Origin of the sequence: Aurantimonas endophytica (assembly GCF_014196845.1) — a bacterium.
GTDB classification, from domain to species: Bacteria; Pseudomonadota; Alphaproteobacteria; order Rhizobiales; family Rhizobiaceae; genus Aurantimonas; species Aurantimonas endophytica.
In genome coordinates this window covers 42,787-59,316 of the sequence record NZ_JACIEM010000003.1, presented here as the reverse complement: position 1 = coordinate 59,316, position 16,530 = coordinate 42,787, and the positions used below count along the sequence as shown (strand labels likewise).

The 16,530-nt window shown below is 60.7% G+C and carries 22 protein-coding genes; 7 read left to right on the top strand and 15 right to left on the bottom strand.

Going from position 1 to position 16,530, the window contains the following annotated elements:
- Positions 1-74: 74 nt before the first annotated feature.
- A complete protein-coding gene (locus GGR03_RS11415) occupies positions 75-632 on the top strand; it encodes a TetR/AcrR family transcriptional regulator (RefSeq protein WP_246367910.1) in 558 nt (185 codons plus the stop codon).
- Positions 633-993: 361 nt separating this feature from the next.
- Here the strand turns inward: GGR03_RS11415 and GGR03_RS11410 are convergent, their stop codons facing one another.
- The 4 genes from GGR03_RS11410 to GGR03_RS11395 form a co-directional block, all read right to left on the bottom strand.
- Positions 994-1,671 (bottom strand): hypothetical protein, encoded by a 678-nt coding sequence (locus GGR03_RS11410; protein WP_183208133.1) that lies wholly within the window; start codon positions 1,669-1,671, stop codon positions 994-996.
- A 724-nt stretch (positions 1,672-2,395) separates the two neighbouring features.
- The gene (locus tag GGR03_RS11405) at positions 2,396-2,944 is read right to left on the bottom strand and encodes a Panacea domain-containing protein (protein WP_246367908.1); all 549 of its coding nucleotides are present in this window, start codon (positions 2,942-2,944) and stop codon (positions 2,396-2,398) included.
- A gap of 322 nt (positions 2,945-3,266) precedes the next feature.
- On the bottom strand, positions 3,267-4,457 hold the full coding sequence (locus GGR03_RS11400) for a tyrosine-type recombinase/integrase (RefSeq protein WP_183208129.1): 1,191 nt from the start codon (positions 4,455-4,457) through the stop codon (positions 3,267-3,269).
- A gap of 1 nt (position 4,458) precedes the next feature.
- Positions 4,459-4,857: an Arc family DNA-binding protein gene (locus GGR03_RS11395; protein WP_210292114.1), complete on the bottom strand. Its 399-nt coding sequence runs from the start codon at positions 4,855-4,857 to the stop codon at positions 4,459-4,461.
- A gap of 83 nt (positions 4,858-4,940) precedes the next feature.
- On the opposite strand from GGR03_RS11395, the gene GGR03_RS11390 reads away from it, so the two are divergent.
- From GGR03_RS11390 to GGR03_RS11365, 6 genes are all read left to right on the top strand, one after another.
- A complete protein-coding gene (locus GGR03_RS11390) occupies positions 4,941-5,132 on the top strand; it encodes a DNA-binding protein (RefSeq protein WP_183208128.1) in 192 nt (63 codons plus the stop codon).
- Between the two features lie 80 nt (positions 5,133-5,212).
- Positions 5,213-5,521 (top strand): hypothetical protein, encoded by a 309-nt coding sequence (locus GGR03_RS11385; RefSeq protein ID WP_183208127.1) that lies wholly within the window; start codon positions 5,213-5,215, stop codon positions 5,519-5,521.
- Positions 5,518-5,766: a hypothetical protein gene (locus GGR03_RS11380; RefSeq protein WP_183208126.1), complete on the top strand. Its 249-nt coding sequence runs from the start codon at positions 5,518-5,520 to the stop codon at positions 5,764-5,766. The genes GGR03_RS11385 and GGR03_RS11380 overlap by 4 nt, the downstream gene beginning before the upstream one ends.
- On the top strand, positions 5,763-6,980 hold the full coding sequence (locus GGR03_RS11375) for an AAA family ATPase (protein WP_183208125.1): 1,218 nt from the start codon (positions 5,763-5,765) through the stop codon (positions 6,978-6,980). The genes GGR03_RS11380 and GGR03_RS11375 overlap by 4 nt, the downstream gene beginning before the upstream one ends.
- A complete protein-coding gene (locus GGR03_RS11370) occupies positions 6,973-7,284 on the top strand; it encodes a DUF6074 family protein (protein ID WP_183208124.1) in 312 nt (103 codons plus the stop codon). Before GGR03_RS11375 ends, GGR03_RS11370 begins: the two co-directional genes overlap by 8 nt.
- Positions 7,281-7,505: a hypothetical protein gene (locus GGR03_RS11365; RefSeq protein ID WP_183208123.1), complete on the top strand. Its 225-nt coding sequence runs from the start codon at positions 7,281-7,283 to the stop codon at positions 7,503-7,505. The genes GGR03_RS11370 and GGR03_RS11365 overlap by 4 nt, the downstream gene beginning before the upstream one ends.
- 1,437 nt (positions 7,506-8,942) lie before the next feature.
- Here the strand turns inward: GGR03_RS11365 and GGR03_RS11360 are convergent.
- The 11 genes from GGR03_RS11360 to GGR03_RS11310 all read right to left on the bottom strand — a co-directional run bounded on the left by GGR03_RS11360 (position 8,943) and on the right by GGR03_RS11310 (position 16,379).
- A complete protein-coding gene (locus tag GGR03_RS11360) occupies positions 8,943-9,131 on the bottom strand; it encodes a hypothetical protein (RefSeq protein ID WP_183208122.1) in 189 nt (62 codons plus the stop codon).
- Positions 9,132-9,770: 639 nt separating this feature from the next.
- A complete protein-coding gene (locus GGR03_RS11355; protein ID WP_183208120.1) occupies positions 9,771-9,989 on the bottom strand; it encodes a hypothetical protein in 219 nt (72 codons plus the stop codon).
- Positions 9,990-10,067: 78 nt separating this feature from the next.
- Complete coding sequence (locus GGR03_RS11350; protein WP_183208118.1) at positions 10,068-10,253, bottom strand: DUF3606 domain-containing protein; 186 nt, start codon at positions 10,251-10,253, stop codon at positions 10,068-10,070.
- Between the two features lie 87 nt (positions 10,254-10,340).
- Positions 10,341-10,526, bottom strand: a complete 186-nt coding sequence (locus tag GGR03_RS11345; RefSeq protein ID WP_183208116.1) for a hypothetical protein — start codon at positions 10,524-10,526, stop codon at positions 10,341-10,343.
- A 350-nt stretch (positions 10,527-10,876) separates the two neighbouring features.
- On the bottom strand, positions 10,877-11,410 hold the full coding sequence (locus tag GGR03_RS11340) for an SH3 domain-containing protein (protein ID WP_183208114.1): 534 nt from the start codon (positions 11,408-11,410) through the stop codon (positions 10,877-10,879).
- A gap of 131 nt (positions 11,411-11,541) precedes the next feature.
- Positions 11,542-11,934: a hypothetical protein gene (locus GGR03_RS11335; protein WP_183208112.1), complete on the bottom strand. Its 393-nt coding sequence runs from the start codon at positions 11,932-11,934 to the stop codon at positions 11,542-11,544.
- Positions 11,935-12,239: 305 nt separating this feature from the next.
- Complete coding sequence (locus tag GGR03_RS11330; protein ID WP_183208110.1) at positions 12,240-12,665, bottom strand: hypothetical protein; 426 nt, start codon at positions 12,663-12,665, stop codon at positions 12,240-12,242.
- A 477-nt stretch (positions 12,666-13,142) separates the two neighbouring features.
- A complete protein-coding gene (locus tag GGR03_RS11325) occupies positions 13,143-13,502 on the bottom strand; it encodes a hypothetical protein (protein WP_183208108.1) in 360 nt (119 codons plus the stop codon).
- Between the two features lie 322 nt (positions 13,503-13,824).
- Entirely contained in the window at positions 13,825-14,250 is a 426-nt protein-coding gene (locus tag GGR03_RS11320; protein WP_183208106.1) for a DoxX family protein, read from the bottom strand.
- A 600-nt stretch (positions 14,251-14,850) separates the two neighbouring features.
- The gene (locus GGR03_RS11315; protein WP_183208104.1) at positions 14,851-15,120 is read right to left on the bottom strand and encodes an ankyrin repeat domain-containing protein; all 270 of its coding nucleotides are present in this window, start codon (positions 15,118-15,120) and stop codon (positions 14,851-14,853) included.
- Between the two features lie 320 nt (positions 15,121-15,440).
- On the bottom strand, positions 15,441-16,379 hold the full coding sequence (locus tag GGR03_RS11310; protein ID WP_183208101.1) for an AraC-like ligand-binding domain-containing protein: 939 nt from the start codon (positions 16,377-16,379) through the stop codon (positions 15,441-15,443).
- Positions 16,380-16,530: the final 151 nt, after the last annotated feature.

The following is a 16,530-nucleotide window of genomic DNA, read 5'->3' as shown; positions in this document are numbered from 1 at the left end:
GTCCAAATTCCCGTATCGCTCTTCCGGAGCGGTGACCCGTATAAGCGGAGCACTGACCCGGTTGTCAAGGGAGAATGATGCGCGCCGACGCCAGGAAGAATTACGACCACCTGCTGGCCGTCGCGCGGGCGGTCATCGCCGAACAGGGCGCGGATGCGTCACTGCGCGACATCGCCCGCAAGGCGGAGGTCGGGCTCGGCACGCTCTACCGCCATTTCCCGACGCGAGAGGCGCTGCTCGAAGCGCTCCTGCGCGCCAGCTTCGACGAACTGACGGCGCGAGCGGGTGGGCTTGAAATTGCCGCGTCCCCCGACGAGGCCCTGGTCTCGTGGCTGCGGGAGGCCGTGGCGGTCGCGCACAATTACAGCGGCGCCATCGCCGCGATGGTGGCGGCCATCGCCGATCCGGATTCGGCGCTCCATGCATCCTGCACCACGATGCGCGCCGCCGGCACGCGGCTCCTCGCCCGTGCCCAGGTTGCGGGGGTGGCGCGCCCCGACATCGACGGCACCGACCTGTTCGCCCTCCTGGGCGCGCTCGCATGGCTCCGGGATCAGCCGTCGCTCAGGCCCCGCGCGGACCATCTCTTCGATGTCATCGCCGGCGCGATCCTGACCGAAAGGCGAAGCTGAACCGCGGCATTCTGGCGATGCGGATCTTTTGCCGATCCTTTCCTTTCGCACGGATGGTCCGCCGACCCGCGCGGCTTGGCTAGCGCCGGCCCTTCAAGGACAAGCCCGTGCCGGGCACGCGCGGTCCCTCCCGGAACAAGCCGCGCCGCGCGCGGCCGAAGAAGGCCGGGGCCTCAGCCAAGGCACCCCGACGTGCCGATGCGGAGGTGTCGGTCGCCGAGGGCTTTCCCTGGTGTCGAGTGCAGGCGATCGACGATCGCGGCACGTCCGACAAGGTCGTACAGTCCGCACCCTGACGCTCGCGAACTCATCCATCCGCGATCAGACCGCGACGGCGTCGCCGTTTTTGGCGGCTCCGCGCTCAGCTGCGGATGGGCGCCGACGATGATCCGAGACGACGCGCCGCGGCGGTCTCCTGCCTGGGCAGATCCGGCAGCGCGTGGGCGCGCCGTGCCGCGCGGAACACATGCAGGCCGGTGAGCAGGAAGATCAGATAGGCCGCCGTCTCGGCCGTTTCCTCGATCGCCGTCGGCAGATAGGCGATGCCCCAGAGCCAGTGCCTGCCATCCATGAGCCCGCCGGCAAAGAGCAGAGCCGCGACCAGCACGTAGGGTCCGGCATGCAGGGTCCGCAGATACCGGACGAAGACGGGGATCAGCCGCCAGCGGAACGCCAGGTAGATGACGGCGATCGCGACGACCAGGGATGTCTCGTGCCAGCGAAAGCTCGGCGAGTCGAGATAGGCGGTGACCGCGCCTGTGACCGGCCGGTCGAACTCGCGCAAGAAGAAGACGACCGACAGGACGGTCGCGCCGACCGAAGCCATCCGCTCTGCCTGCCGCTGCTGGGTCGCTGCAGCCGCGTAGATCAGCGCGGTGAGGATCAGTAATGCCTCCTGCGCCAGTTCGAGCGGTCCTCCCTCGCCACCCGTCGCCTCAAGACCGAGCGCGTATACGAGCAGCGCTGAGACGGCGGGAACGACGAAGAGCACGACGCCCGCCGTCGCCCAGAAGCGGCGGTTGAACACGAATGCTTGCATGGAAAATCCTGTTTCGCCTTTGAATCCCGGCATCTTGGCGGACCCGGGAACCGCCGGCTTTGTCCAGTCAGGGAGGGGTGGTTCCGTTCTGAGGGGAACTGCGCGTTGTCGCGAACCGAAACTCCCTCTTGCCGGATCGGCTAGAGGAATGGTGATCCCGACTGGATTTGAACCAGTGACCCTCAGATTAGGAATGGGGCGAAGGGCATTGAATTAGATGACTTTTTGGCCGTCATGTTGCGTCTATGTTGCGCCGCCCCGCTTTCTTCTACACAGAGCGCTTCCGCAGTGGGAAGAAGCTCGCTGCAGAAAATGATCCACATGATCATCTGGTCAGGGAGTCTCCACCAGGCATGCACGTATCAGGTCGGCTTGAGCTTCCGAGACGTCGTCGCTTTCCAACGCGCACTCCTGAATCCCTCGGATGATGGCTTCGGCAAAAACACAAACGGGCTTAATCTTGCCGTCGAACGACTTCTGAAGGGCCTTCTTGGCTTGAAGCTCGTAGAACTCGTCTAGGCAAACCCACGTGCCCTTTTTTAGATACGTGGCCTGGGGAGGTATGAAGAAATTGTGGAACCTATCTTTAGGTTGGCATCCGTACGTTACGCCTCGCCCGTGCTGTATAGAAGTGGTTTTCGCGACAACAGAAACGTCTGCTGATGCGCCCAAGACTACAAAGAGTTTTTCGCCAGATACTCCGTCATGGAAGGAAAAATCTGTGTCAAAAAATACCGACCCTGGGTTCATTGGAAAGGCTCTTCACCAACTCGTCACGTTCTTTCGCGATGCGCATGACTGAGTCTTTCTCGTCGTTTCTGACGGCCAGATCATATGGGATTTCGGCTTGTTTCCTGCCTTGGACTTCGTACACCTGATGCCAAGGCAGGTTTTCCAAATGGGTTGCCTCGACCATCTCGTCTGCGGTTGCGTCTCGATGCTCGCGAGCAAGAGATGCGAGAATTTTCAATTCTCGCTTCGAAAATAGGTGTGACGAAAAATCCGACTTCGGCCGGACAGTCATCATCTGACCATTCTTGATTTCGATCGATTTAAAATCGACTGCGTTGGAGAGCTCCGGAGACGGATCCTCGATCTCGTTATAAAGTACGACGGGAACAGGCCCCATAGGCCAAGCATTGTACTTTAGTCCGGTGACGCTACGCCCGGACTGCTTAAAATGCTCGAAATCCAAAAAGTATAACAGCTTGCAGAGCTTCGTTTTCCCCAGCTTTCGGGTGTTATGCGCGAAGAAGACGATCGCTTGGATCATCTTCTCTCGGTCACGGGATATCATCATTCCGGTCGTCCTTCCCCTGAATGCCGGCGCGAACCATCGTAGCATGTTTCCGCGCCTCAGGGATTCGTAGCTGGGACAGCTATAGGGCACCGGGCATGATAATCCAAATTCTGCTACCGCCCTAGGTGAGCCCGTAAGGTGTTCATGCGCATGATGACAAGGGCAGCAAAACTGCTTGGTCTATTCCATTTGCCAGCATGCGATCCTTTTCGTCTTCTCTGAATGCCTCTGTCGGTCCGCACGTCGCGAATACATTCTACGTGTCGCTCCACGGTGGCACCGAGGCTGATAGAACTTAGCCCAACAGCGCCAGCTCAGCTGCTGCCAATTCATCGGCGTCATCGCCCCGTGGGAACAGGTGTCCGTAGGTGTCCATCGTCATGGTGATCGTCGAGTGACCCAAGCGCTCCTGGACGACCTTCGGCGGCAATGCCAGTCCGCCATCCTCCTTTCGGTTGATCAGCCAGCTCGCGTTGAAGTGCCGGAGGCAGTGCATTCCGGTGTAGCGTGCTGCCAGGATCGCCTTGCCCTCCGCGTCAACTTTCCCCGTTTCAACCGCCACACCGGCCCGGATCATTGTTGGGTGCAAACCCCGGGTGGCGATGTTCTTCAGGCTCTCGACATTCCCGGCCCCGTTCGGGAAGACCAGGTCAAGCTTGCCCTTCGGACATGCGAGCCGCCACTCCCTTAGTATGTTGACGACGATCGGCGGCGCCGGGATCGAGCGCTCGCCTGAAATCGACTTCGGCTTGCCGATCGCGTTGAACCTGTCGGCACGCTGGTGAACGCGAATCTCGCTCTTCTGGAGGTCGACGTCCTGCCATCGCAGGCCGCGGAGCTCCGAAGGTCGAAGGCCGCAGAAGATCGCCGTCAGCAGCAGCGGCCGCCATCGGCCTTCCGCCGCGCCGACCACGGCTTTGATTTCTTCCCTGGTAGGGATGTCGAGGCCGATCTTCAGCCGCCCCTTCTGCCGCTGTTCCTGGCGCCTGTCGCTCGACCGCCGGCCGCGCATGTCGCGCACCACATTTCTTGCGACGAGGCCTCTCTCCTGCGCATCTGCAAGGAGGGAGCCAACGCTCACCACCACTTTGCGCACCGTGAGCACCGAGCGGCCCTCCCGGCGAAGCTGGTCCTCGAAGGCGCGTAAGGCAGGGACCGTCAACGCCGTCAGCTTCATCGTACCGATGAACGGAACAATGTGCAGATCAACGTGCGATCGGTAATTCGCGACAGTCGTTCGCTCGAGGCCGTTGGCCTCTGCTGTAGCGATCCACAGGTCGCCGGCCACTGCGACCGTAACGCTCGCCGAGTCAGCGACATGCGTCCCCTCGCGGACTTCCACGCTCGCTGTCGCAGAAAACCGATCGGCGTCCTTCTTCAGCTTGAAGGACTTCAGCCGGCGCTTGCCGGCGCTGTCGACGTAATCGACCACCCACGCGCTGCGCTCGGCGCCCTTGGTCGACCATGTGCGCTTACGGACGGACATCCTAGTCCTCCAGGTCGCTGGTCAGATCTGAGGTGTAAATTTCCTTCAACCGCTCCCGAGCAATCTCTTGCGCCCGCTGGCTGATGCCGGTGACGCGTCCGGACGCCATCTCCTTCAGCGTCTCCTTCATCTCGTCTGCCAACTTGTCGACCATCGCAGAATCCGTGGTCTGACGGATCACGACGGCAAGTCTGATCATCTCGTCAATCCGGTTTTCGAGCGGCCAAGGCTCCGGGAACTGCTGTGTGAGAGAATCCACGATCTGTCCGTTCAGTGACCGATTGTGACGATCGGCGAAAGCCTTGATGCGATCCCTTAGCCGTGCCGGCAATCGGAGCGTAACGCGCACTTCATCGTCTTCGGCAGCCATTACCAAAACCCCCCCAATATCGATTTCCATTAGCACCATTCTGACACCATGTATTGACATCGAAATGGTGTCACACCAATATGGTGTCATCGGTGAACAAAGGATTACGGGAAATGACCGAAAAGAAGGATGGCGATCTTGGCCTCGTTTGGGGTGTCGAGGCGATCGCGGAGAAGATCGGGCGAACGCCCCGGCAAACGTTTCACATGTGCGCAACGGGTGCGCTGCCAGCCAAGAAGGTTTGCGGCCGGTGGGTCGCCAAGCGTGATGCACTGGAGCGTTTCTTCGAAGAGGCCGCTGCGTGAGCGCCAAAGCAGAGCGGCCCGGCCGGGACTGCCATCCCGCCGGGCCACAGACCACAGCCAACCCTCACCAGGATAAAACCATGATCACGAATACCGATAGCAGCCAGCCCGCTGCCACGCCACTCGCCATCATTGGCACCATCGACAAGGCTACGCTGGCGACCATCCCCCTGGCCGAACTCTGCGCGCTGGAGAAGGTCGTGCGTACCGTCTACGACGTCACAGCCGCCTTCGCCTGCCAGAACGGCTTCTCCAGTTCTGAACGCCCCGGTGCCAACCGTGGCGGCGAGGTGCTGGCCGACCTGCTGGACATGCTTGTCCACCTCGCGGCCGCCGTGGAAGATGCCCGTGTTGACGCCGACACCGAGCGCGACGAGGTGGCGGCATGACCTCCGCCCGCGACGAGGTCATGACCGAGCTCGTGGAGATGTACCGCGACGCTCGAGTCGATCCTCTCTGTGGTGACCCGCTTTTCGCTCTTATGGACAAGGGGATCCCGTCGGACATCGCGAGCGAAGCGGAGCGTCGGGTCCGCGATGCCGAGTGCGGGACACCTGAATCATGGTGGCAGCGCATGCACAGCGCAGCCGGTGACGACGCGATCGACAAGGCGATCCGCGGGAGGCGTGCATGAGTGCCGTCAGCGAGACGAATGAACCTGTGCCCCTGCCGGTAAAACGGCGGGAAAACATCACCCGCAGTTCCGATACGGTGGACCTGGGTAAGATCGTGGAAGACGTCCGCAATCCGCCAGATGCTCGAGATCGCCACATCATCGATGGCGTTATCGCAAATGGCCTCACTATGCTGTTTGGGCCATCCGGCTGCGGAAAGACCGGCATCGCGATCAACCTCGCCCTGGCCGTGGCGTCGGGCTCGTCGTGGGCCGGTATCCCGGTGAAGCAGGGCGGCGTCCTCTATCTTCCTGCTGAAGATTACACGGGCGTATGCGACCGTCTCGCGGCTGCTTCTGAAGCTGCTGGGATTGATCATAACGGCGCACCCCTGTGGGTGAAGCGCTTCAGCGAGGAAGCGCTATCGCTCTACGAGGATGCGAAGAACCTGAAGCAGGAGACCGGTTTCGATCTTCGCCTCGTCGTGGTCGACACGTTGAGCGCCGCCTTCGTCGACGAAGATCAGGATCGAGCCGCCGGGGCGACCAAGATCATGCGGCGCCTGCAAGTGATCCAGGAACGGCACAAGTGTGCCGTGCTGGTCATTCATCACACAGGCAAAGGCGGGGGCAATCGTCCGACCGGTAGCGGCGTATTCTGGAACCGATCAGATATGGTGCTGCGGGCGGATCAGTGCGCGGGCTTCACAAAGCTGACCGTCGACAAGCGCCGTGATGGTCGGGACGGAGCTTCTTTCCAATATGAGATCACCGGCCATCCGTTCCAGACATCGAAGGGAACGATTGACGTTCAGGTGATCCAGAACGTTCGCCCCATGACGGGTGACGATCTGAAGGGCGAACATTCGAAGGCAGATAGCTATCGCCAGCGAGACGTCGATGTCGCGAGACTGAAGCTTCTGGACATCGCAGTCGACGGCAAGGCCAGCTTCAAGACTTGGAAGGCTAGAACGATCGAAGGCTGGGCCGAAAAGCCGTCGGAAGGGGCCAAGAAAACGGCGTTTACGAAAGCGCAGAAGACCCTACTGGAAGAGGGCCGCATAGCGATCGAGGGTGACATGGTTACCGTTACTGTTACCGGAAATGACGGTAACTGCACTTCGGTAACTCAGCCGACGGATCCAGTTACCGTTACCGTTACCCCCACCCCCTCTGTAAGAGGGGTTGGTAACGAGATGGGTAACCCGTTAGCGGGAAACGGTTTCGATGAATGAAACAACCGGTCTCCCCCTCTTCGATTGGCAGCCCTCGGCGAAGGTGGAGCCTTTCCCGTTCCACCAGTGCAGGCCGAAGGTCCGCCATGCTGCCTTTCTGGTGGTCGAGAACGATCGCGATAGGGCCGCAGCGTGTTTAAAGGTGATCGAGGACGGTATCCGTCGCCACCTGGCGTCGGGTGCCTTTGGGCCGAAGGCGATCGAGAAAGAGATCGAGGCGTTCCGCCAGGCTGTCTCAAACGACGTGAACCGGCTGAGATATGAGGCCGCTGCGGTGGCACCCGACTGCGGAGGTGCAGCATGACAACCGACGCAGTTTTAGCCATCGACCGTTCGCTCGACCGGTCGCGCCGGGCCTGCGAGGTCGTGAGGCGAGGCAATCGCTCGCAGGCAGATTTGAAGGACATGTCGCGTCGCCTGATGGACCTTGATGCGGCGATCTTCGACGCCGAGAAGCTTCCACAGACTGATGAGATCAAGGCAGCAATTCGGCGTGGCCACGAAGGCATGAGAGGTGCAGCATGATTGACCAGAATGACCACGGGGTCGCAGCGTCGCTGCCGACAGGGCCATGGAGCGAGAACGACTTCTGGGCCTATACGAGTTCCTACAGAGCCGTTTATCCGGATGGCAGGTCGTTCTCAGAACTAACCGCGCGGTGTTCCTGTGGGGTGACATAAGGGTGACACAACCGTGCCTCGAGGCAATTCAAGCGGCTCTGGAAGCCGGGGATGATGTTGCAGATCTGTGGCTGGAACGCTTTCGGGAAATCGTGCGGTTCCAGTCTCGGCATATTGTTCCGCGCGATCTGAACGAGCCGAGCAGTCCGGTTTTCCTCAGCCGACGCAATGATGATTACCTTCCGTTCGCGATCCCGAAAGACCACATGCTTCCGGCGGCGGTGCAAGATCACCCGTCGGTCGCATCGATAGCCCGGGCCGATACCGGCCGCAGCTCGAGATCAGGCAAACCTAAGCAGCGATTCAGCGTCGTGCGGGGAGGCCGGCCGTGAGCTACAAGTTTCCGCCAGAGCTACATCCGTTGCCCCATTGGCTGAAGGGCAGGGCGTTGATGTGACGTCGCTTAAAACCGACAGACAAGCCTTGTTCTTCGCAAAGAAAGTCAGCGGGAAGTCGACGCGTTTCCGATAGACGGGCAATCGTGCTTGCCAAATTGCAGGAGATCCAGCGGAAGCTGGGGCTGGAGCCGAAGCGAGCGGCAATCGCGAAGGCGTCGTCGCTCGAAAGCGACTATCGCTTCGGGAGTTTGGGCCGGCATCGCCGGTGCGCCAGGTCTGCTTCGCGGAGCATGCCGCATGGCTGGGCGTGCGGGTATCCCATCGGGTACCTGAGCCCTCGAAAGCCATCGCTGAGGGAGCGGGCCGATCCCGGCAAGTCGAGGGTCAATGCAGCGCCCGCTATGCGGCCTACGGACGACGAGATCAGCGCAGGAATATCGGTGAAGGGTGGCTTTGATCGGAAGACGCTCGCCGCGTGGGGTGTGCCTTAGCCTCCGCCATCTAGGTGGCGGAAGTGTATACTCGAGTCGGCGTTCCCGCGTCCTGTCCTGCGCCGGCCGCCACTGCGCAGTCGCCACTCGTGGCATCGACACGAACATCTTCGCCAACGAACCGCACGACCAGCAGCAGGGCCACGAGCTTCGACGACATCCGGGCATAGTTCCTCTTAGCAAGTCCAGCGGCGCTTGCCCCGTAAGGAAACGGTACTATTGTTGGATAAGCGGAGGAGGTCGCTCGTTCGCGTGAGGAACAGACATCGCGGCCTTCGGCCTGTCTCCGCACCACAATGTGCGGCCGGCATCAAGCCGGCCTGGCAGGGAGGCAGCGATGACATTGCCTGAGTTTCTAACGACCCATTTCAGCTTCGGCGGCTCGTGGCTGCTCTATCTCTCGATGGGGGCGATCGCGGTCCTGAGCTTCTTCGCGGAGTAGCTGCAGAACACCTACTGCTTTTGCGCGGACCGCCTGTGCCGATCCAAGATGTTCAGAAGATCAACCATGTCGTCCGCTTCCTCCTTGTTCATGCGGATCATGATGCGGTCGCCGAACTCAGCGGGATAGTCCGAGAAGATGTCGACGACGGACCACGTGCCGTCTGCAGCTTTGCGAAGGGTGTAGCGGTCGTCAGGCATAGCTCTGTCCCATCGAACGATCCGGCTGATTGCAGACTGCCCCTAAGTCGAGCGCTACCACAAGCGGGAAGCAGGACATGAAGCATATCCTCCACCTCGCCGGCTCGCCGATCAAAATGGAACCGCTGAGTCCGTCCGCTACGTTCATCCTCTAAAACGGAGGATGAGATCATGTCGAACAACGGAAGCGCGTCTCTCGGGAGAACCGCGGCTTAGAAGATCGTGAAGCGGCAGACCTTAAAACCGTCAACGAGGCTCCGGCCGGGGACGCGGATGAAGCGTCTGACGAAGACTTCTATGAGACGGCCGCCGCGGGCTCGGAGATCGCGATGATCCGGCGAGGGAGCGCTCGAGATGAGCGTAGAGGGCGAGATCCGGCAGGCGATGATTGAGGAGCTGCAGTGCAGGCCGGTTAGTTGGCGAATGCTACGGGGGATCGGGGGACCATCAATGGCCCGGTCTATCTCGATGATCTGGTGATGGTAGTCCAGGGCTCGGTCTCGGGCGGCCCATTGCTTCACTCGAGCGTGCAGCATCGTGTCTGAGACAAGCCCGCCAGGCTGCTGGTCGGCGGGATTGTTCAACTCCAATCGCTTCGAAATGGCTGCTTCTGCGACCTTACATCCAGGATGGATAAATCTAGGTTTGTCCGCCGACCTTCGTCAGCGTGAGATCTTCCCACGGCACCGTAAACGAGATGCCATCGCTGGTCGTGAGCTTTACCCCTGACGAAAGGAGCCACTCGGTTCTTTCAGGACTTCCCTCTGACTCTGGCACCAGAACCTGATGAACATCGTAGGCTTTGCCATCGGAGCCTTTGGCGAGGAACCGATCGGCTTCGTTGATCTCAATCGACATTGTGGAACCTCGGACGTGTGGACACTGTCCCAGCTATAGCCGCAAGAAGGTGGCATTGCTGCGACGGTAGGAGTGAGCCTACTTCTTCATTCGCTCTGCCGCGGCATCTGCATCAGACCGGGTTGGCCCGTGCTTCTTGATGATCTCGCGAGCCTGCTCCGACGTCAGCCCATGCTTCTTCGCAAAGTAGCTGACCTCGTAGGGCTCGCTGGCTGACACCTTCGCCCAGTCTCGCCCATCTTTCTTGCTCTTATCGTCTGCCATGATGTCCTCCGCTGGTGGCGCTGTAGAGATGCGGCAGCCCGTCCGAGTGTCGAGGGGTAAGGGGGGCAGCGGACTGCGTGGCGCGGCTCACGGCCAAAGGCGCCCGAAGACCTCGTCGATCGCCCCTTGGACCACCACGCTGTTTCCGCCGACGAAGAAGACCTCGGTCCGTTCCGCTCCCGCCTGCTTCAGGTGAGTGATCATCTGGACCACCACGATGATCTTCTGATTGTTGGTGTCGACAAAATGCTGTCGCCCGGGCGAAGCGGCCATGTTGAGTCCTTTTCCAGCTGAGCGGCTCTTAGAACTCAACGCGTCGTCGCGGTAAAGAAGGATGGCGCCGCTGCTCTCGCGGCTACATCTCGCCGCTGCTAGGAGCGTTACCGTCATAAACTGGGGTTTCGAGGATTTCGCGGCGGCAGCAGCGCTTTTGGGCGGGACCGGCGTCGCTTTAGTTCTTGTCTTTGAATCCGTGGTCGGCCTCCTGCCGCGGGTTCTCTTGGCCGGGGTCGTTTTCGCCATCACATTGGCGATATGGGCTCACCTTGCGGTGGGCGTATTCTAGATCGCGGGCAGACGGAATAGGCGGCACCAATCCAGCACCGACACCGTACCTATGTCCCCTACTGCCCGCTCAGGAACCGACCGTTAACCCAGCCTTCCCATCCCTCGACGCGGATCTTCTGCCACCCGCCAGTCGCATAGGGCAGGAAGGCTATGGAGCTCTGGTTTCGACCGAGGCGACGCAGCACACGGCTTTGCGCGGACGGATATGCTCGGAGGTTCAACGTATCACCGGCGGCGACGCCTGTAACGCAGTAGCGGGCAGGGGACACCATCGCGATGAAGCGTCCGCTCACCCAGCCCTGATAGTGGCCGTCATCCACCGGGCACCAACTTCCCTGGCAAGCGTCGGTTACGATGATGCCGCAGGATCCGTACCGCTTTCCCGTCAGCACTCGTGCCGAGGTGCCTCGGCCATCCCGAAGGTTAAGCACGTCATCCGAGGCGACGTTGACAACACAGTGCTCCTCGCCGGGGATAGGAGATGCGGCTAGAGCGGAAGAGGATGCCAGCGCGGCCCCGGCCAGCAAAGCCAAACCGAGGAGCCGCATCGGTGCGAGGCGAGCCGGAACTGCAGAGATGACTGCATGCATTTGTCGCCATTCCTCCCCGGGGTCTACCCCTGTTGCAGGCGTATACGCGCTCAGCCACCTCGGTTGCGTTCCTCGCACCGTCTTGAAGGCGAGGGGTTCAATGGAGGTTTCAAGGATTGCCGGTCTGGCCATCACTGATTGCGGGCTTGGGCTTCCACAGCCTCAAGCCGCAGAACGTCTGCATCCTCGGAAGCTTCGATGTCTTCGCGCTCTTGCGCCAGGATGTCAGCTTGCTGCGGCTTCTCTCGCCCGACCTGGGCAGCAAGCTCGGTGAATGTCGGAAACTCCCCATTGGCCGAGCGGTTGTTGGCGAGGCGGAGGTAGCGGAGCGGGAAAGCGATTGCATCGACATGAGCCGGGCTAAGTTCGGTCGGGCGTCCAGGATCTGAGAGCAGTGCTGTTTCGGCACGGGCTAGAGCATCATCGATTTCCCCCTCTGTCAAAACGTGGTTCTGCCGGAGCGCGGTCATCAGGGCGGAGACCGCAACGTAGAGGCCTTCAAGCTGCAGGTTTGCGGTGTTCATACGGATTCCATCCATGTAAAAAGGGGGAGCCTTCCGGTGGCTCAAGCGGTCCGGGTCTTCTTGCCTTGACGCACACGGTCATTCTGCCCCCAAGCAGCAAACGAGCACAGGGAATGGCAGAACCACGAGACAGTTCCGCGAAAAGCGACTGCCTGCGCTATGACCCAAGTGAAGCCGATCACCAGCGGGCTCGCCGAGCTTCAACGTGCCGCAGAAGCCTAGGAAAAAGCGCAATCCAGCGAGGATACTTGGGCGGGAAGTGGAGCGCCGGAGGGCAGCGGTTGCTGGTTGCTCCTGTTTCCCCGTCATCCTTGGAACCAGTCGTCGTTGATGCCGAGGGTTTCACTGACAATGTCACCGAGGCGTTTCCTCGCTTCTTCGGTGTACGGTTCGAGCCGAACGAGCTCGTCAGCGTAAGCGCTGTTTGAGACGTACTCGGAGATCTCTCTTCGGGATTCCCGCAGGAAATGAGCGAATGAAGGGATCTTCGCGGCTTCAAAGACGAACCGGTTATGATTGACGCGGTACGTCGGCACAACTGTCAGAGCTAGATCCAATATGTGAGACAGTTCTGGCTGCGCGCGGCCCTCGTGGATAGGCATCCACATGCACTGCTCGTTCGCGTCGATCTCTGCACGCACCCGTGGCCATAGAGCCTCTTTTCCCTCGGCGATTACGAATGCGTCCCCCGAAGGGCCATCTCTGCGTGCGGCCCAATACCAGTCGTTCATAAACACTCCTCCTGAATGGTTCGGCCGAGGTAACTAGCATTGCCCTTCGACGGCAAGCGGGTCGCACGGGTGGTAGCCTCTACATAGGGCCCATCCGGTCTATGCCACGAGCATGTAGGGCACCCCACGGGGGCTTCGGTTAACTCTGGCATGAGAGGGCGGGACCGTCTGGTGAGGTCAAATTCCGCCCGCCCGAAAAACTCTCCGACTGCCGCAGAAAGCCCATCGCTTTTCCCGACAGAGCTTCGCGCCTGTCGCGGTCGAATAAAACCGACAGACTGTTGATCAGGAAGCGCTTACCGCCACACGTGCCGCAGAAGAGGCGGCGTGAAGGGGTCGCAACCGGCGAAAACTTCAGCGAAGAGAGCCGGGGCGGCCTCGTTTCACGGACAGGTGAGAAGAGACGAATTCGATATCGTTTTACCAGCGCGCTTCTGCGTCCATACATCGTGATGCGGGGCTTTAAAGACAGTCTCATCACACGCAAGCAGATGCGAAAGATGACCCTTCCCCTTCAGAGTAACTGACAAAAGCCGCCGTCCCTTTACCGGGGCGGCGGCCTTTTGGCGTCAGGTCTTCGCTTTCGGCGTCTAGCTGGTGCCGGTAGCCCGTCTGCCGCTCGATCTCACGCATGACGCTGTTCCAGTATCGACCGTGGCTACGCACAAGGCTGTCGTTCCATCGCGCTTCCTTCCGCGCCATCCGCCAGCGATTGCGCGCTTCGAGCCAAGCCCCCCTGGTGCCGTGCACGCCCAGGAGCATGGTTACCTCCTGCCGGACTCCGGGCGGACGACGGAGCGGATGACGGAAGAGGCGGGCAAGCAGCCGGCGGATCATGATCCGGTGTCCTGAGCTGCATCGGGATTATCTGATTGCAGCCCCATTTGGCACTGACGGCGGATCGGGTCTGATCGGGTCGCTACTTGGTTGGTAAGGCGCCTGGCGTCCACGGCGGCCAGTTCCTCATCCGCCCTCATGATCGGGATGCTGTTCCTTCGAGGCAGTTTGGCCATGGCGCCCTCGCTGTAAGAAAAGCATACGGAGCGAGCATAACTGGTGCCGTGGGTGCTGGACGAAACGCGCGATGGCTTTTGTCGTTTTAGGGCTCGAAAGGTGTCCCGGTGCTCTGCTTGATGGTCGTATTCGCCCGCACCCGACTTCACTGCGCGGTCGGTGAACCCCCGCGGTTCTTTTCGCGAGCAGCGTCAATGCTCCATGCGCCGGGGCCGGTGAAGACGAGGAGCAGGAAGACGAAGCAGTAGAGAATGGAGGCGTCTCCGCCATTCAGGACCGGGTAGAAGCTCTGTGGTGCGTGGAACATCCAGTAGGCCACGGCCATCTCGCCGGCCAACAGGAAGGCCACGGGGCGGGTGAACAAACCGAACAGGATGAACAGGCCGCCGACAAACTCCATGAGACCGCCGATTCCCGACAGGGAAAGCAGCTCCGGCAGGCCGCGCTCGGGAGCGGCCGGAAAACCGAAGAGCTTCTGCGTTCCGTGCTCCATGAAGATCAGGGCCGTCACGATGCGCAGCAAAGCGAGGGCATAGGCGCTGTAGCGATCGATGAAGTTGATCTGTGTCATAGGTGTTCTCCTTTGGAGGAAGCGGTTCAGGGCGCGTTAAAGTGGGCCACAGATCCAGCCGATAGTGATCGACAGGATCTTCTTCGATAATTGTGTCAAGCTCGTTGGCAGCCTGCATCGACCGCCCATTGTAGCGCGCCCTGTATGTGCCTCTAGGCAGGGCTATCCTCGCACCTTGATCGGCGACCCACTCCATCAGCGTGATTTCGCCGTTGGGGGCTTGAAAAGAGACTTCCACGATCTCCTCCCAGTCTTCATCCGCGCCCGGATCGGTATCGAACATGTGTATGGTGAGGCCGACAGCGCCAGTGTGGAGGCCCGTCATCAGAAACAATATTGCAGGTGCTTGTGCGCCGCAAAGCCCGTTGCTCTGGCCCAGGGAGCATTCGTCCGTCGCGCCTTGAAACGCACTATCCAGTTCAATATAGGGCTGTCCGTAATTTACCTCGACATTGCCCGCGAAAAGCTCGGTCATGACCTTCTCCAACTTCTGACGACGTCGGTTGCAATTCGCTATATAAGTCGGCGTTCGTAACCTCGGGAAGGTCTATGTAGGGTTGTGGGTGCCGCCCCACCCGTGAAGTCTGGGCCGGGGATTCACTACAGCAAGCCCTTGGATGCAAGTATCTTCTTTACCTTGGCAAGATCCTGAAGCGCCTTGGTATGAGAAGCGACACGTGAAGTCTTGGCTAAAGTCGCGACCGTGAGACCCTTGCGATTCCCCAGCGCCGGATCCGCGCCGGCCTGCAACAGATACAAGACGATATCCCAGGACTGGCTGCTGGCCGCCATGATCGCCGGGGTGTCGCGATTGAAGAGGCGTTGATCGACATCCTCACCGCCTTCCACAAGTCTGCGTACAGCTGACACATCGCGATAAAGGATCGTCTGGGCGATCGGGCGAGAGAGTGGGTCTTCGGCAGATGGGGCGAGACCAAGGCAGCAGTAGCGACCACTGCCGCCGCACTCATGACTTTCATTGCGCTCCGCCGGGCTCGTACGTAACTTGGAATGCCGTGCAACATGCCTCTACCATAGCAAACCCTTCTTCAGAAAGCACGACGTGCCGAACGTGCTTACCATCGCTTGTTATTCCGCTTTTGCGACTGCCAATGCCGCCCTGCTACGGCAGAGATGGGGGCGAAAGCTGCCGGGCCGCGTGGCTGTTTGCTACCTAATGTTGCTGCAACCTACAACCCAAGGAACCATCTTTCGAGGTCGGTGCCGACCATGAGGGGATCGACGGGACCCTCGACCGACCTGTCCCGGACCTTCTCGCGCAGCGCGGACGGCGGATAGCCGAACTCTCGCACGAAGGCGCGTCGGAAGTTGCGTTCGTCGGTAAGGCCCCATCGCCTGCCGATGTCGGCCAATGACATGCGCGAATATCGATTGGAGGCTATGTCCCGCTGCACGGCCCGCAGGCGCATTCGCCGTATCATGGTGGCGATGTCCGCGCTCTCGCCCATGATGCGGTAGAGGCGCGACCGCGAGATCTCAAACTCTCGGCAGACGAGGTCCGGCCCAAGATCAGGTTCCGATAGGCGTTCGGCTATGAAGCGGCGGATTGTCCTAGTTGGATCATCCTCGGTCTGGGCCGTGTCGTGCCGCGCGGGCATCGAACCACAAAGGCAGCTCGGGAGCAGGGCGAGACTGGATTTTACGACGCATCTGGCATCCCGAGGGGTCAGGGAATCGGGCAGCTTGTCGAGCGATCGCAGAAGGCCGCCGAGTATGATCGCCTGCGCCGTGTCAGGCGCGAATACGCGGCCGTCGAGCGCCGGCCACCAAGCCATGTGCCTCTCCACGACCGGGCGTGGCAGGAACAAGCCGAGCCATTCGGCGTCCTCTATCAGGAGGTCCAGCGGGCTGGCGAGACGCGACAGCAAAAGCGTTCCCGGCGTGACCTCGATCCGCCGCCTCCCGATCCTGCCCACGAAGCGCCCGCGCTCGACGAGGTTGACCATCACATGGTCGAGTTGCACCCGCCTCGCCATGTCCTGGTCGCGTACGAGCCGGAACGTCCCGGCCGCGATGCGCATGGTGCGCATGTCGCCTAGATCGCGCGAGAACAGGCGCCCGGTAAAGGCATTCTCGTCCGGCACATGGACGCGGCCGGCCAAGCCCATGACATCGCGCCAAAGAGCGAGACGCTCGTAAACCGTCTTCGCGTCGCGCTCAAGACGAAGATCGAGTGTCGACGAACCGGAAGTCCCCATGGATCGATACTAGCCGAGGCAGCCGGGCAAATCATCCCAGAACTCTCGAAACATCCGATCA

Coding starts and splice junctions, on each gene's coding strand:
- GGR03_RS11415 (WP_246367910.1), top strand. CDS start 75: ATGATGCGCGCCGACGCCAGGAAGAATTACGACCACCTGCTGGCCGTC.
- GGR03_RS11410 (WP_183208133.1), bottom strand. CDS start 1,671: ATGCAAGCATTCGTGTTCAACCGCCGCTTCTGGGCGACGGCGGGCGTC.
- GGR03_RS11405 (WP_246367908.1), bottom strand. CDS start 2,944: ATGATCCAAGCGATCGTCTTCTTCGCGCATAACACCCGAAAGCTGGGG.
- GGR03_RS11400 (WP_183208129.1), bottom strand. CDS start 4,457: ATGTCCGTCCGTAAGCGCACATGGTCGACCAAGGGCGCCGAGCGCAGC.
- GGR03_RS11395 (WP_210292114.1), bottom strand. CDS start 4,857: ATGGAAATCGATATTGGGGGGGTTTTGGTAATGGCTGCCGAAGACGAT.
- GGR03_RS11390 (WP_183208128.1), top strand. CDS start 4,941: ATGACCGAAAAGAAGGATGGCGATCTTGGCCTCGTTTGGGGTGTCGAG.
- GGR03_RS11385 (WP_183208127.1), top strand. CDS start 5,213: ATGATCACGAATACCGATAGCAGCCAGCCCGCTGCCACGCCACTCGCC.
- GGR03_RS11380 (WP_183208126.1), top strand. CDS start 5,518: ATGACCTCCGCCCGCGACGAGGTCATGACCGAGCTCGTGGAGATGTAC.
- GGR03_RS11375 (WP_183208125.1), top strand. CDS start 5,763: ATGAGTGCCGTCAGCGAGACGAATGAACCTGTGCCCCTGCCGGTAAAA.
- GGR03_RS11370 (WP_183208124.1), top strand. CDS start 6,973: ATGAATGAAACAACCGGTCTCCCCCTCTTCGATTGGCAGCCCTCGGCG.
- GGR03_RS11365 (WP_183208123.1), top strand. CDS start 7,281: ATGACAACCGACGCAGTTTTAGCCATCGACCGTTCGCTCGACCGGTCG.
- GGR03_RS11360 (WP_183208122.1), bottom strand. CDS start 9,131: ATGCCTGACGACCGCTACACCCTTCGCAAAGCTGCAGACGGCACGTGG.
- GGR03_RS11355 (WP_183208120.1), bottom strand. CDS start 9,989: ATGTCGATTGAGATCAACGAAGCCGATCGGTTCCTCGCCAAAGGCTCC.
- GGR03_RS11350 (WP_183208118.1), bottom strand. CDS start 10,253: ATGGCAGACGATAAGAGCAAGAAAGATGGGCGAGACTGGGCGAAGGTG.
- GGR03_RS11345 (WP_183208116.1), bottom strand. CDS start 10,526: ATGGCCGCTTCGCCCGGGCGACAGCATTTTGTCGACACCAACAATCAG.
- GGR03_RS11340 (WP_183208114.1), bottom strand. CDS start 11,410: ATGCATGCAGTCATCTCTGCAGTTCCGGCTCGCCTCGCACCGATGCGG.
- GGR03_RS11335 (WP_183208112.1), bottom strand. CDS start 11,934: ATGAACACCGCAAACCTGCAGCTTGAAGGCCTCTACGTTGCGGTCTCC.
- GGR03_RS11330 (WP_183208110.1), bottom strand. CDS start 12,665: ATGAACGACTGGTATTGGGCCGCACGCAGAGATGGCCCTTCGGGGGAC.
- GGR03_RS11325 (WP_183208108.1), bottom strand. CDS start 13,502: ATGATCCGCCGGCTGCTTGCCCGCCTCTTCCGTCATCCGCTCCGTCGT.
- GGR03_RS11320 (WP_183208106.1), bottom strand. CDS start 14,250: ATGACACAGATCAACTTCATCGATCGCTACAGCGCCTATGCCCTCGCT.
- GGR03_RS11310 (WP_183208101.1), bottom strand. CDS start 16,379: ATGGGCTTGGCCGGCCGCGTCCATGTGCCGGACGAGAATGCCTTTACC.